Annotated in this window: 11 protein-coding genes; 9 read left to right on the forward strand and 2 right to left on the reverse strand. The window is 43.4% G+C overall.

What is annotated here, in order from left to right:
- Positions 1–11: 11 nt before the first annotated feature.
- Positions 12–740 carry a GntR family transcriptional regulator gene (locus A0256_13090; protein AMR32287.1) on the reverse strand — a complete coding sequence of 243 codons (729 nt, stop codon included), beginning with the start codon at positions 738–740 and terminating at the stop codon, positions 12–14.
- Complete coding sequence (locus A0256_13095) at positions 730–993, reverse strand: hypothetical protein (GenBank protein ID AMR32288.1); 264 nt, start codon at positions 991–993, stop codon at positions 730–732. Before A0256_13095 ends, A0256_13090 begins: the two co-directional genes overlap by 11 nt.
- Before the next feature lie 12 nt (positions 994–1,005).
- On the opposite strand from A0256_13095, the gene A0256_13100 reads away from it, so the two are divergent.
- The 9 genes from A0256_13100 (at position 1,006) to A0256_13140 (ending at position 15,774) form a co-directional block, all read left to right on the forward strand.
- Positions 1,006–2,811 carry a hypothetical protein gene (locus tag A0256_13100; protein ID AMR34545.1) on the forward strand — a complete coding sequence of 602 codons (1,806 nt, stop codon included), beginning with the start codon at positions 1,006–1,008 and terminating at the stop codon, positions 2,809–2,811.
- A 5-nt stretch (positions 2,812–2,816) separates the two neighbouring features.
- Positions 2,817–4,226 carry a sugar:proton symporter gene (locus A0256_13105; protein ID AMR32289.1) on the forward strand — a complete coding sequence of 470 codons (1,410 nt, stop codon included), beginning with the start codon at positions 2,817–2,819 and terminating at the stop codon, positions 4,224–4,226.
- Between the two features lie 56 nt (positions 4,227–4,282).
- A complete protein-coding gene (locus tag A0256_13110) occupies positions 4,283–7,435 on the forward strand; it encodes a SusC/RagA family TonB-linked outer membrane protein (GenBank protein AMR32290.1) in 3,153 nt (1,050 codons plus the stop codon).
- A gap of 28 nt (positions 7,436–7,463) precedes the next feature.
- Entirely contained in the window at positions 7,464–9,095 is a 1,632-nt protein-coding gene (locus tag A0256_13115) for a hypothetical protein (protein ID AMR32291.1), read from the forward strand.
- Positions 9,096–9,117: 22 nt separating this feature from the next.
- The gene (locus A0256_13120) at positions 9,118–10,236 is read left to right on the forward strand and encodes a hypothetical protein (GenBank protein ID AMR32292.1); all 1,119 of its coding nucleotides are present in this window, start codon (positions 9,118–9,120) and stop codon (positions 10,234–10,236) included.
- Positions 10,237–10,300: 64 nt separating this feature from the next.
- Positions 10,301–11,518 carry a beta-galactosidase gene (locus tag A0256_13125; protein ID AMR32293.1) on the forward strand — a complete coding sequence of 406 codons (1,218 nt, stop codon included), beginning with the start codon at positions 10,301–10,303 and terminating at the stop codon, positions 11,516–11,518.
- A gap of 38 nt (positions 11,519–11,556) precedes the next feature.
- Positions 11,557–13,923: an alpha-mannosidase gene (locus A0256_13130; GenBank protein AMR32294.1), complete on the forward strand. Its 2,367-nt coding sequence runs from the start codon at positions 11,557–11,559 to the stop codon at positions 13,921–13,923.
- A 17-nt stretch (positions 13,924–13,940) separates the two neighbouring features.
- A complete protein-coding gene (locus A0256_13135) occupies positions 13,941–15,143 on the forward strand; it encodes a hydrolase (protein AMR32295.1) in 1,203 nt (400 codons plus the stop codon).
- Positions 15,144–15,543: 400 nt separating this feature from the next.
- Complete coding sequence (locus A0256_13140) at positions 15,544–15,774, forward strand: hypothetical protein (GenBank protein ID AMR32296.1); 231 nt, start codon at positions 15,544–15,546, stop codon at positions 15,772–15,774.
- The last annotated feature ends 4 nt before the right edge of the window (positions 15,775–15,778 follow it).

Consider the following 15,778-nt stretch of genomic DNA (forward strand, 5'->3'; position numbering starts at 1 on the left):
TGCAACGCATATTATCTGGTGCTCTCCACCGTGTATACAAAGCTGTCCGCTTTGTAATACCCAACATTATATTCGATTGGACGTTCGCCCTGATCGTATACAAAACGTTTTCTGAATAAAATGGGACTTCCTAAAGGAATCCGCAATTTTTCAGCGATCATCTCATCTGCAGCTATGGCGCTTATTTCTTCCTTGGATAAAGAGGCGATCACAGAATGATCATGTTCTAATAATTCATACAAAGGTCTCTTAAAATCGTCGTCCGGTGTGAGCCCGACCCGTGGATGGAAATAAGATTCAAAAATCACAAAAGGCTCCTCAGGCCGTCCTCGTACGCGCCTCATTTTTAAAACCGGCTTGTCTTGCCTGATATCAAAAAATTTGGCCAAACCTGCATCTGGCATTTCCCAACTCACATGTAGTTCGAAGTTTTTGATGGGAATACCCCTTAGTTTCATTTCCTGGGAAAAGCTGAGCCAGTTATTTGATTTCGAACTTACAGGCCCGGGAGCTACTTTGGTGCCAGCGCGTTTCTTTCTGATCAGCAGACCCTCGAACACCAGCTTATTTAAAGCCATTCTCAGCGTGGTGCGGGAGATGGCCAGCATGTTGGCCAGGTCAACTTCATTAGGAATATTCTTGCCATTTTGATACTCTTCTTCAGTAATCAGCTTTCTCAGCATTTCTTCTGCCTGTGCATGAAGAGGAATAGGACTTTTGTGATCAATACTATATCGCATGGTTCAATTTATAAACAATTATAGTCAATTTAATGTTAATTTTAATATGTATGTACATAATGAAGTCTTGTTTCATTATAGTTAGTGTATTTAACACACTTTTAAGCTTAAAATATTTATTTACAAACTTATTTGGATGTTTACAATTTTTTATATGTTTGTACATACTATCATATAAACCAATTATAATTTTCTTTACTAATTGACCATTTAGGCCCCTTATGGCTGTATATGAAATAATATGTACAGCCATTACAACAAAAAAATGAATATTGATTTAAATCTTTTAGGTACTCAAGTTATTCCTGCCATACGTAAAACTGCACAGTATCTTATGCCGTCGCAATTGACTGTCCAGCCGGATGTAAATGAAGGTTATAATGTGTACCCCGTGTGCTCACTTGGAGCAAACAAAATATTTAGTGGCTACGAATCTTTAACCAAGTGGATCATCAGCCAGAAAACGGTTGTGATAGATGGATATGTTGGCGTTTTCTGGGAAGAAATAAAGGCGCAAATTTGCTTGTGCCTTGCCAAAGAAGGTATCGTAGCTAACTGGATCAACACCGAAGATTTTCTACGTTCACCAGCTGAAGTGAGCGAATTGATTGAGCCATTTCTAGGCACAGAAGAATCTGTATGGGGCACCAAATGTACTTTAACGCTAGCGGATCTGTACCGGGTGGAAGAGCTTAAGGCTTTAGCTTGCGATAAATCAAAGGCTGTGAATATCGTTATCGGCCCCGGTGCTGCTTTAGCCAACTGGGAAGCCGCAATCCTTTATATAGATCTGCCTAAAAATGAATTGCAGTTCAGGATGAGGGCCGGGTCGATTCTCAACCTGGGAGCAAATGAAACGTACGAGCATTTTAAAATGTACAAACGTTTTTATTTTGTAGACTGGGTATTGCTCAATGCGCATAAAAAATCGATTCTTACCCGAATTACTGCTGTGGCGGATGGTCAATGGCCGGAAACGATCAATTGGCTATACAAAACGGATCTGCAGGAGGGCTTAAAAAAGATCAGCCAGTCGGTAATACGTGTTCGCCCATGGTTTGAACCGGGAACCTGGGGCGGCCAGTGGATGAAAAAACACATCAAAAATTTAAACACCGACGTGGTGAATCTTGCCTGGTCGTTTGAGCTGATCGTACCTGAGAATGGTTTGGTGTTTGAAAGCGACGGTAATTTACTGGAGGTTTCCTTTGATACCATCATGTTCAGTAACAATCAGAATATTCTGGGCAAACATGCAGAGAGATTTGGTGATGAATTTCCTATCCGTTTCGACTTTTTGGATACCTACGAGGGCGGAAACCTGTCTATCCAGTGCCACCCTAAACTTACCTATATCCAGGAGAATTTTGGTGAGAACATAACACAAGACGAAACCTATTACATTTTAGATTGCGATGATAGTGCAAAAGTGTATCTGGGCTTTCAGGACAGTATCAATCCAGATGAATTTAAGCGTACACTGGAAGTAAGCCAGGCCCGGAGCGAGACTATTGATATAGAGCAATATGTGCAGGTTCATCCAGCAAAAAAACATGATCTGTTTTTGATCCCTAACGGTACTGTACATAGTGCAGGTGCAGGTAACCTGGTGTTAGAAATAAGCGCTACTCCTTACATTTTTACTTTTAAAATGTACGATTGGGTGCGCCTGGATCTGGACGGTAAGCCACGACCAATCAATATCGATCACGCGTTTAATAATCTTGATTTTAATCGTAAAGGTGAAGAAGTTGACCGCGAACTGATCTCCAAACCTCGAATCATCGATCAGCGTGAAGGCTACCAGTTGGTACACGTGCCAACCCATGCAGACCATTTTTATGATGTGCACCGTATAGAATTTGATGCGCAAACCACTGTTGAAACTAATGATGTTTGCCATGTAATGATGCTGGTAGAAGGCGAGGCAATAGCTGTTGAAACAGCTGATGGTACCAAGCACGATTTTGCTTATGCAGAAACATTTGTAATACCTGCCGCAGCCGGTTCTTATACCCTAACCAATTTGGGCAAGGGCCGTGCAAAAGTTATTAAAGCCTTTTTAAAATAAATAAAATGATTGAAACGTCTCCTCATATCAAAGATAAAACGAGTGCTACCTACTTATACCTGGTATGTGTGGTAGCTGCTTTAGGTGGTTTCCTGTTTGGCTTTGATACCGCCGTTATATCGGGAACAGTTAGCCTGGTGAAAAGCGATTTTAGCCTTAACGCGGTGAGCGAAGGCTGGTTTGTAAGCTGTGCTTTGCTGGGCTGTATCATCGGTGTAAGCTTTTCAGGTAAGCTGAGCGATAAGTACGGCCGAAAAATAGTATTGATCCTATCGGCAGTATTGTTTCTTGCATCAGCCCTGGGCTGTATGTTGTCGACATCTTTTACAATGTTAATCGTCTTTCGTTTAATTGGGGGGCTCGGTATTGGCGTAGCTTCAATGGTTTCACCATTATACATTTCAGAGTTTTCGCCATCGCGCTTCCGCGGTATGATGGTATCGCTTTATCAACTGGCTTTAACCATTGGCATTGTACTGGCGTATTTTTCAAATGCTTACCTGGCTAATCATGCTAACAATGGTGGCGGCAGTATCCATACCGTTTTTTCAGGTCAGGTTTGGCGTGCCATGCTGGGCCTGGGTGCAATACCCGCTGCGGTATTTTTAGTAAGCCTGTTCGTGGTTCCCGAATCGCCCCGCTGGTTATTGTTAAAAGGCAAAGTGCTAAAGGCGAAGGAAATCCTCATAAAAATTGACGGTGCCGAAGCTGCCGAAAACGAAATAAAAGCATTTTATGAGCAGGATGAAAACGAAGATGCATCGCTGAAAGAATTGTTTAAACCGGTTTATCGCAAAGCATTGTGGATAGGCTTATTGTTGCCTTTCCTCTCTCAGGTTTGCGGTATAAACGCGGTTATATATTATGGCCCCAGGATATTGGAGCAAGCCGGATTTACGCTGAACAGCGCATTGGGCGGCCAGGTTACAATTGGCCTCGTAAACGTTGTTTTTACCTTCGTAGCCATTTTTACCATAGATAAATGGGGGCGCAAACCCTTGCTATTTGCCGGAGTGGGTGGTGCGGTGGTATCACTTTTAATCATAGGGGCGCTGTTTGCATTAGGTGTAACATCCGGTCCCTGGATCCTGATTTTCATCCTTGCCTTTATCGCATGTTTTGCCTTCTCGTTCGGCCCGGTTTGCTGGGTAATCGTTGGAGAGATATTTCCGAATGCGGTTCGTGGAAAAGCGATGGCACTGGCAACACTTTCGCTATGGGTAGGTAACTTTTTGGTTGGGCAGCTCACCCCTGTTATGCTGGAAGGGCTTGGGTCGTCTTGGACATTTTGGCTGTTCGCCATCTGCTGCTCGCCTGCCTTATGGATCACCTGGAAATTGATCCCTGAAACAAAAGGCCGCTCATTAGAAAATATTGAAAATTACTGGAAAGAATCTTACAAACGCGAAGCATAGGGAAGAATGCCCGCAACCATCAACCAATAATCAAAACCCAATAAAACCAACTAATTATGAGATTAAAATTATTACACAAACTAAGAAAACTGAAATGGCTATACGGCAAACCGCTTTTAGGAGGTTTGCTCAGCGTATTTGCCTTGACCGGATCTGCCAGGGCCACAATCGCCACTTCGACCAGGCTGTATGCGAAAAATGTGTTCGATATTTCAATAACAGGCCGGGTAGTTGACGAAACCAACCAACCTGTGCCGGGCGTAAACGTCAGCATTTCAGGCACAACTATTGGCACCATTACCGATGTGAATGGCCGCTACAAACTGAGTGTGCCAGAGGCATACGTCAGTCGCAGCTTAAGTTTCTCGTTCATTGGCTACACTAAGCAGGATATCGCGATAGCCGGAAAATCTGAAATTAACGTTAGCCTTAAAGCCAATAACACCAGCCTTAATGAGGTGGTTGTGGTAGGTTATGGTACTCAGAAACGTATCAACGTTACCGGAGCGGTAAGTACCATCAGTTCAAAAAATATTGAGAATAAACCGGTACTAAACACTTATCAAGCGCTACAAGGCGAGTCGCCCAACCTAATCATTCAGCAAAGTACATTAGATCCTGGAAGTGATGTTATAGTGAACATCCGTGGTGTGGGTACACTGGGGGATAATACACCACTGGTGGTGATTGATGGTATCGTCGGCGGTAATTTAAACACCATCAATCCCAATGATATTGCGAGCGTATCCGTGTTAAAGGATGCTGGTTCTGCTGCTATTTATGGTTCCAGAGCGGCAAACGGCGTTATATTAGTTACCACTAAGGCGGGTAGATTTAATTCAAAGCCAACGGTTAGTTATAACGGTAGCTACGGTCTGCAGGATGCTAAAGTATTGGTACATAAGGTAGATGCCTGGGATAATGCCTATTATAAAAATCAGTCACTGGTTAATTCAGGCCTTCCTGCTGCCTACACGCCAGATCAGATCCAGGCTTTGAAAGATGCAGGAAACGGCACTTGGGACGTGGAGCATTTGCTGAAGAAAGCCCCTTTGCAATCGCACAATGTAAGTATCACGGGTGGGGGAGAAACCAATTCCTTTTACATTTCGGCAGGTTATCAAAACCAGGGCAGCAACCTGATTGGTAACGGAGGATCGGGCTCGGATTTCGGTTACCAGAAATACAACCTCAGGCTAAATCAAACCTCAATAATTGGCAAATTCAGAACCAACGTAATACTGAATTATACCAAAACGCGCAACAAGACGAATAGCGTTGGGAGTAATAATATCTTTGCGGATGCTAACCGTGTGCCGCATAACTATAGCTGGCAGGATGCGAACGGTAATTATTTAACTAACCCTGTTGCTTCGCAGTACAATGAATATGGTGTGCTGGAAAAAGGCGGTTTCAACCAGGCGGATAATGACGAGATCTTTGGTGCATTTAACGGCCAGTTAAACATCACGAAGGATTTAAAATTAGTGGGCGAATTTGGAGGAACTATCCAGAATAACGGGACTTTTTTCCGTCGTACCCAGGTGGACTATCTGCCGGCCGGTGTATACGGTAACGATCTGACCGTTTTGGACGGCAACAGCAAATCTTTTTTAACCAACACTAAATTTTTTGCTGAATACGGCAAAAAAATTAAAGATCATAATTTTAAAGTGCAGTTAGGCGTGTCTAGCGAAACTTATGATCAGCGTGGTTTTCAGTTGCAGAAAACATTTACCGATCCACTATTGGGCACGCCAACTACGGGTACTATTGTTGATACACAAAATTCTAATAACAGTATCGCGCAAAATTCAACCAGTCTGCTATCAGCCTTTGGACGCGTAAATTATTCCTATAAAGATAAATACCTTTTAGAAGCGCTGTTCCGCGAGGATGCATCATCAAAATTTGCTGCCGGTAAACGTTCCAGTTTCTTTCCGTCGATAAGTGCCGGCTGGATCATAACGCAGGAATCGTTTATGCAGCCTGTTAAAAATACCTTAACTACATTAAAACTAAGAGCATCTTACGGAACGGTAGGGAATCAAAATGTAGGTAATTATCAATATCAGACTACCTATTTTAACTACGCAAATGCTTACGGTTTTGGTAATAATATCGTTGGCGGCGCTGGTACTAATATCGCAAACCGCGACATCACCTGGGAAAAGTCGGCCAAACTGAATATCGGTTTAGATGCCGGGTTGTTTGATGATAAGTTAACCGCCACCTTCGATTACTTTAGAGATACAAGAAGCAATATCTTGGCTGCCCGTGCAGATGTGCCATTTATTTTTGGTGCCGGCTCGCCTGATTATAACGTAGCTAAGGTGCGCAACACCGGCTGGGAAGCTTCATTAACTTATAATCTGCGTGGCAAAGACCTAAGTCAAAGCTTTAGTGTCAACGTGGCTGATAACCAGAATAAATTACTGAAGCTCACAGGTAGCGCTACCCAAACCATCTACAATCAGGATGTGTTTCAGTTGATCAGAAAAGTAGGTGAACCAATAACGCAATATTATGGTTATCAGACCAACGGCTTTTTTCAAAATCAACAGGATATCGATAACTCTCCTAAAATTGCAGGCAATAGCGTACAACCCGGCGATCTGAAGTTTAAGGACCGAAATGGCGATGGTCTGATTGACGAAAAAGACAAGACGATTTTGGGTAACCCTTTCCCACGTTACACATTTGGCTTTACTTACCGTGTGGCTTATAAAGGTTTTGATTTGTCCTTATTCATACAAGGAGTAGGTAAACGCGACGCATTTTTACGTGGTGAGTTGGTTGAGCCTTTCCATTATGGCTACGGTGCAACTGTTTACGAGCATCAGACTAATATCTGGTCACCTAGTAACCCGGATGCCCGGTACCCGATACTGGCCAATATTGGCTCGCCATCAAACACAAACAACTGGCGCACAGGATCAGACCTGTACAAATACGATGCAGCCTATGCCAGGTTGAAAAATGTGAACATTGGTTATAATTTCAGCAGGAGCGTAACCAAAAAACTAGGCATACAGCGATTGAGGGTATCCTTAATCGGTCAAAACCTGGCTACACTAAGCAAACTGAAATTTATTGACCCGGAAACATCCGAGTTTGGTAATAATCTAAGCCCTGGCTCGGCGTCAAACAGTGCAAGGCAGTATCCGCTATCGGTATTCTACGGTGCAGGCCTCGACATCACATTCTAAACACAGACCATATTTAAAACATCATAAAATGAAATTTTTAAAAAAGCTTTTGATCGCATCTGTTGCGGTTGCAGCAGTATCGGGCTGTAAAAAACTCGACATCGCTCCGACAGACCGATTCTCTGATCTTACCTTCTGGCAGGTTGATGCAAACGTTTACAATGCCTTAAATAACAACTACAGCCTTATTTATAATAGCGGTTTGTATTTTGATGCAGAGGCCATATCGGATAATGCTTATTCGCCATCGGGCGACCTGAATCTTATCGCCAGCGGAAATGCCACTTCTCAAACAGGGAAATTTGCCGGCGACTGGAATAACTATTATTCAGCCATCAAATCTTGCAATATTTTTTTAGCTAATATTGATAAAAACACTACCCTGCCTGGTGCAACCAAAACCAGGATGGTGGCCGAAACACGCTTTATTCGTGCTTTTGAGCATTTTAACCTGGCCAAATGGTACGGTGATGTGCCTATTGTTGATCATGATGCCACCCCTGAAGAAGCGCAGACCATTTCGCGATCTCCCAAGGCTGACGTGATTAAATTTGTGACTGCCGAACTGGAAGCTGCCGCCGCCGAGTTGCCTTCCAAAGATGCCATACCGGCATCAGAAAACGGCCGTATTACAAAAGGTGCGGCGCTTGCCTTAGAAGCAAGGGTGCTGTTATACCAGGGCGACCGGATGGCCGATGTTGTAGCTATTTGTGAGAAACTGATGAACGACCAGGGCACCAACGGAAGCTATAGCCTGGAAAGCAGCTACAGTTCTTTGTTTAGCGATCCTAATACTAATAAGAGCACTAAGGAAAGTATCTTATCACTGCAATATGTACCCACACTGCGTACCTGGCAAAATTTCTGGGATTTCGCGCCCCGTACCGTGGGTGGCCGCGTAAGTAATATGGCTCCAACCCAGGAACTGGTTGATAGCTATATCATGTTGAATGGTAAAACTATTAAGGATGCCGGCTCTGGCTATGTAGAAACCGATCCTTATATCAATCGTGATCCGCGTTTAACCGCAACCGTAGTTTATGACCGGTATACCTGGGTTAATGCTAATAACAGCACCAAGACAATTTATATCAAGCCGGGTAGCGATCCGGTTCAGCCGGGTTTGGATGAATACAATGCAGGGTCACAGGCAGCATCTGCTACCGCTTATTACTGGCGGAAATATTTCGATCCCGCTGCGCTGCCAAACTTTGTGTCAGGCAATAACCTGCACCTGATCAGGTATGCAGAGATCTTGCTGGATTATGCCGAAGCTAAACAAAGCCTTGGCCAGATGGATGCTAGCATTTGGGCAAAAACAATCGGCGTATTAAGAGCGAGGGCCGGTTTTACCGATCCGGGTGCTTTAAATTTCCCGGGTACTGCAGATTTGACTAATGTCATCCGTAATGAGCGGAGGGTGGAACTGGCGATGGAAGGTGTGCGTATTGACGATATCAGAAGATGGAAAACAGCTGAAACAACCATGAACGGCTATATCCATGGCGCTAAATTTTCTTCAGACCAAAACACTGATAATGGCTATATCAGGACCCAGCTACGCAAGTTTAATGCGGGTAGGGATTATTTATGGGCTATCCCTGCACATGATGTTGACCTGAATAAAAACCTGATACAAAACCCGGGTTATACCAACTAAACCAATTTAAAAAACTAAAGATATGAGAAAAGTTATCAGGCTGGCAGGTGTAATGCTGCTGGCTGTAGTTGCAGGAAGTTCCTGTAAAAAAGAAAACCGGCCGTTAGATTTTAGCCTCAACCCAGTGGGCTCATTAGCAACACCAAATGATAATGTGGATGTGAAGCTTGATCCAACCAGTTCGGCCACTGTGTTGTTCAAATGGGATGCAGCAACAACAGCCGACGGCGGGTTGATTTTATATGAAATTGCATTTGACAAAGAAGAAGGCGATTTTAGTAAGCCCGTGTACAAAGCGGTGTCAGATGGTGCGGGTGTAAAACCGCAGATCACGCTAACACACAAGGATCTGAATAAGATAGCAAACTCCGCCGGTATAGCGTCGTCAAGCACCGGTAAGTTGAAATGGACAGTGATCGCTTCAAAGGGCACAAATGCCAAACCATCATCTGTATCTCGTACGCTTCAGTTAGACCGGCCTGCAGGATTTGCAGAAAACCCGGTTGAGCTGTATATCACCGGTTCTGCAACCGAAGGTGGTGCTGACCTGAGCAAAGCGGTAAAGTTGAAAAAGACAGAAGACGGTTTGTTTGAGGTTTACACTTCATTAAAAGCCGGTGACTATTATTTAACTGATAAGAACACCGACGGAGGGAAGAAATTTTATATCGATAACGGAATTATTAAAGAAGGCGCCAATGTTGTAACAATAAACGGTGCTACCAAAACCTATCGCTTAAATTTCGATTTCACTTCCGCTACAACAAAATCGGCAGAGATTCAATCTATCGGATTGTATATGTCTGCTTACGGTACCGAAATAGGCACTTTAAATTACGTTGGCAGCGGTGTTTTTGAAGCACCTAACATAGCTGTGGAATTCTACCAATTTTCCTGGGGGCGTGATGAACGTTACAAGTTCATTATTCACACAGCGGCCGGGCTGGAATATGTAGGCAGCACTAATGCTAACAACGTTGCACCCGCAGGCCAACCTGCGGCCTACTTTAACGTAGTACCTGTTGCCAACACGCAATGGGATAATACCTATAAGTTCGATCCATCGGCCGACAAAAAGAATGTCAAAGTTGACGTAATCTTCCAACCTAATGCTTATACACATAAAGTAACAGTTTTATAGACTGTTACAAACCACCGGTTACCACTGCCCATAGCCATTGGTGACCGGTTTAAAAATCTGTCTTATGAAAAAAGTATTTTTGGGCCTGATGGTTGTGGCGACTGTTTTGTCCGCATCATGTAGTAAAAAAAATGGAGAAACACCAGGTACCGGGGGCACTACACCACCGGTAGTAAATCCACCTGCGGCAGTTACGAATTACCTTGATCTGGCAAAGCAGACCCGCAGTTTTATCAGCAGTAATTTGCTTACGTCAAACTTTAGCTATCGTGCCAATACTACTTCACACGCCAACGATTGCTATGAGTGGTACAACGTTAGCCAAATTTATGCGGATGCTGCTTTAGTCGCTGCCGGCGACGCATCGGCTCTGCCGTACATGAACAGAACATTCAGTTTTATGGAGAACTTCTGGGATAAGGCCGACCTTCGCGGCGGTTACTTCGCCGCAGTGCATCTGGATGGCAGCGGCGCCGCGGGTGATAAATTTGTTGATGATAACGGCCTCACGGGCATGGTTTACCTGGAAGCTTATGAAATAACTACCGGTAATGATAAAGCCGCTTATTTAGCTAAGGCTAAAGCATGTGCCGATTGGCTAATTAACAGCGGACTTTGGGATAGTACCTATGGCGGAGGCTTTTGGTGGAATACATCTAAACCCGATAAACCAACACAGTCAAATGGAGTGGCGATGCAGCTTTTTGCTAAGTTGTTTACCATCACCGGCGAAGCGACCTACCGCGACTGGGCGACAAAAGTAAATACCTGGCTTAACAATACGATGTATGATTCGGCCAGCGGATTGTATATCTGGAAAATTGACGGCGGCGGCGCAGGCGTTAAACACTTTGAAAAATTCACTTATGATAATGCCGTAATGTTAGAAGCTGATATCCTCTATGGAAAGGCTCTTAATGATGCAAGTTACCTGGCCAAAGCACAGGCTATTGGCAATGCTATGAATGCCGTATTATGGAATGCGCAATTTAAAGGCTATATTTTTAATACCGACCCAACCCAAACGCGCATCAACCCGGCATGGTGTGGCTGGGGAAGCCAGGGAATGATCAGGCTTTATGAGCAGGATAAAGATAAAAAGTGGCTTACTTTTGCCCGTAATAATATTGATGCCTTAAATAAGGCGACACGCAATGCGGATGCTAAGGCATACTACTTTTTCGCCAGTTTCGATGCTTCGAACCGCTCACCGGAAATTGAGGGGGTTGATCAGGCCTGGATGCAACGCGTGCAGGCCATGATGGCAATCTATGATAAATAAAAACCTGGTGGTTTGTGCCACTGCTATAAAATATGTTCATGAGAAATAAGTTTATCCCCGGTGCTGCTTTGCTAGCCATTTTAATTGCAGGCTGCAGTGTTAAGCGGGAATCTGTATCCAAATACGTTGATCCAAATATCGGTACTGCACATAGCAGATGGTTTTTTTATACGCCCGCTGCCGTGCCTTACGGTATGGCAAAACTGGCACCATCCACAAACGGGCACTATGGAAATCCCTCTGGTTGGGAAGCGGTAGGATATGACACCCGACAAAACTCTATAGAGGGTTTTGTTCATTTCCATGAGTGGCAGGTTGGTGGCGTAAGTTATATGCCAACAACTGGCGAGCTACGCGTCCGCCCGGGTGATCTGGAAGGCAGGGAATCTGGCTATCGTTCCAAGTTCGATCGGAAAAATCAGGTTGCAGAGCCGGGATATTACAAAGTACTGCTTGATGATTATAAAATAACAGCAGAACTTACCGCAACAAAGCGCGTCGGTTTCCAGCGTTACACCTTTCCTAAAAATAACCTGTCGCATATTATATTGGATATAGGAAACAAACAAGGGGAAAGTAGCGACGTAATTGATGCATCGGTAAAAATGCTGGATGATACCCACTTTGAAGGGTTTGTAAGCACTTATCCTAAATACGTAAACATTTATGATCCGCAAGGGAAAGTGAATATGTATTTCTACGGTGAGTTGAGCAAGAAGCCCTTAAGTGTTGATGCTTTTGTGGGCGAGGCCGTAAAAGCGGATACTACCGTTGCGATTGGCAAAGGGGCTGGACTGGTACTCAATTATCAAACATCTGATAACGAAGTAGTTGTTGTTAAAACAGGGTTGTCCTACACTTCAAATGCTAATGCAAAAGCAAATTTTATAGCGGAAGCGACAGGCCTTTCATTCGACCAGGCGCGAATAAATGCGCAAAAAACCTGGGAGCAGCAATTAGGTAAAATTAGAGTGGAGGGCAGCGATATCCAAAACAAAACCAAATTTTATACGGGGCTTTTTCATGCGCTTTTGGGCAGGGGCATAGCCAGCGATGTAAATGGCGACTATCCTAAACATGGCGGACAAACAGGCCAGTTACCAGCACAAACAGATAAAAACCTGAAAGCCGAATTCATCAACACAGACGCCATTTGGGGAGGTTTCTGGAATATCACGCAGCTATGGTCACTGTCATATCCGGAATGGTACGGTAGCTTTGTAAATACACAATTGCAGATTTACAAAGACAAAGGATGGTTCAGTGATGGAGTGGCCAATAGTGAATATGTATCCGGGGTAGGTACCAACTTTGTGGCGCTCGCGGTGGCCGGTGCATATAATGTGGGCATTCGTAATTACGATGTAAAACTTGCTTATGAGGCTGTCAAAGCCAACGAGCTTAATTCTAAAAATCGCCCGGTTGGATCTGGTAAATTGGATACTAAGGCTTTTGTAGAACGTGGTTTTGTGCCATACTTTGACCAAACCGGAAGAGATTTTGTGACTGATTCCACCGGATCTAACTTTGCAGGTTCACACACATTAGAGTATAGCTACAGTGCCTTTGCAGCAGCTCAAATGGCTAAAGCGATGGATAAAACTGAAGACTATCAACAATTGATCAAATTATCAAACGGCTGGCGACAAATCTTCAATCCAAAGAATAAACTGATGCAGCCAAAAAGGGCAAACGGCACCTTTATCGACAAGTTTGACCCTTATCAGCCTTGGCGGGGATATCAGGAAGGGAACGCGGTACAATACACCTTCTATGTGCCTCAAAACCCGGCCGGGTTAATAGATGCTATAGGGAAGGATAACTTTAATAAACGGTTGGACAGCATCTTTACGGTTTCAGAGAAACTTGGCTTTGGTGGTGGCAAAACTATTGATGCCTTCGCCGGGATCAACTCTATTTACAACCATGGTAATCAGCCCAACCTGCATATTAGCTGGTTATTCAATTTCTCGGGTAAGCCCTGGTTAACTCAAAAGTGGACAAGGCTTATTGGCCAGGAGTTTTATGGTACCGAACCCATACATGGCTATGGTTACGGGCAGGACGAAGACCAGGGGCAACTTGGCTCGTGGTATGTAATAAACGCGTTAGGTTTGTTTGATGTGAAAGGATTTACAGACTTGCGCCCAATAATTGAATTGGGGAGCCCACTATTTGATAAGGCTCTGATTACCTTGGGTAACGGCAAAAAGCTAACAATAGAAACCAACAACAACAGTAAGGAAAATGTGTATATCCAGTCAGCCGAATTTAACGGTGTGCCATTGAATAATTGCTGGCTCTACCGCGATGAAATAATTAAAGGTGGTAAGTTAAAATTTCTAATGGGCAATCAGCCAAACAAAAATTGGGGTACAAAAACACCTCCGCCATCGGCACAGTAAACTTATCATCTCAAAAAATGAATTTAATAAATTGTAAATCGTTGGCTTTAGTTGTGGCAGGCATTCTTGTTGCCGGCTGTTTTCAAAAATCATCCGCGCAGCTAAAAAAAAATTCGGCGGTATACCGGCAACGTGCGGAAAGTATGTATGCTAATATTTGGAGGCTCTACCGTGTTCCAAAACAAAATGGACTTTTTTCGGAAAACTATCCATCCAATAAAAAGGATACCCTCAATTATTTTCAGGGTGAAGGCGTAAAAGAGAAAGAAGTAAGCTTCTTATGGCCGTTCTCCGGCGTCTTTTCTGCAACAAATGTGCTGATGAGGATGCCGGCATTAAAAGCTAAATATAAACCTTATCAGGATAGTTTGGTGATGGGGATAGAGCAGTATCGGGATACGGTACGGCAGCCGGCTGGCTATCAGGCCTACCCGGTTAAATTTGAGAAAGCCGACCGTTATTATGACGATAATGGCCTTGTAGGTATTGACTATATGGAATCCTATTTCAATACTAAAAATCCCTTATACCTTCAAAGGGCAAAGGGGGTTTTTAAGTTTATTTTAAGCGGGTGGAATAATGACGCTGGCGGCGGCGTAACCTGGTTAGAAGGACATAAGGATCAAAAGCCTGCTTGTACAAATGGAATGGCTACTTTAACCGCGTTGAAAATATATAAAGGATGCAAGGATAAATATTACCTGGAACAGGGCAAAAAGTTCTATCAATGGATGTACCAAACGCTTCGCGACAGCACTACAGGTGTAGTTACTAATGATGTAAAGCTTGACGGGAAACAAAACCGCACATTCTGGACCTATAACACCGGCTCCCTGTTAGAAGCTGCAGTAATGCTTTACCAGTTTACCGGCGAGAAACAATACCTGCAGCAAGCTAAACTACTGGCAGCTGATAGTTATAACTATTTTACTGCTGTTCCGCACGATAAAAACTTAATTCACCATATAGATCTGCCCTGGTTTGTCGCTGTATTATTTAGAGGATATGAAGCATTATATAAAGTTGATGGCAATTATAAATATGTATCGGCTATCGAACATGATCTTAATTATGCCTGGGTAAATGCGAAAGATAAATATAGTTTAACAACCCACAGTTGGTTGCCAAAGCCCGATGAATTAAACAAATCCAAATGGCTGTTGGACGAAGCTTGCGTGGCGGAACTTTATGCACGGTTAAGCATATTGAACTTAGAGTAATATCGTTTACATTGTTGATTAGTATAAACCGCCGGTTGTGAGATCCGGCGGTTTTTTATTGTAGCAGCAAATTTAAATTCGTGTTCGGCGCGGTGCGGTAAAGGTATAGTCATTGTGCCATCTTCCTAAGGTTAACTGCTGTTATTAATGGGTTTATCCGGCTTTCTGTTGATAACGTGCATTGAGACATTACATTTGTTTTTAAAGGAATTTTTAAAAACAGGAGTTATGAAATATTAAAAATTATATTTGCAGTGTGAAAAAGGCATTGATCTACCTCTTTCTTCCACTTATATTATTGAACGGCTGCGTATGTGAGTTGCTGAAGGCTCCTCTGCTCGTTTCCCATTATCTCACGCATCGCACACTGAATCATGTGGGCATTATGCAATTTATTTCTATGCATTATTTGGGGAATGATATTGACGATAACGATGATGCCGAAGATAATAGACTCCCCTTTAAAAAAGCCGATTGCAATACATTTATACAATTTAATGTACCACTTACACAATCTGTAATTGCATTAAAGAAGCCTTGGTACGCTGTTGTTCAGCATAATTCTTACCGGCTTTCCTTTGAGGTATGTAATGCTCCCATAGATCCTTCTTTTAAGCCGCCTCAGGCATAGTATT

This window comes from Mucilaginibacter sp. PAMC 26640, from assembly GCA_001596135.1.
Classification (GTDB): domain Bacteria; phylum Bacteroidota; class Bacteroidia; order Sphingobacteriales; family Sphingobacteriaceae; genus Mucilaginibacter.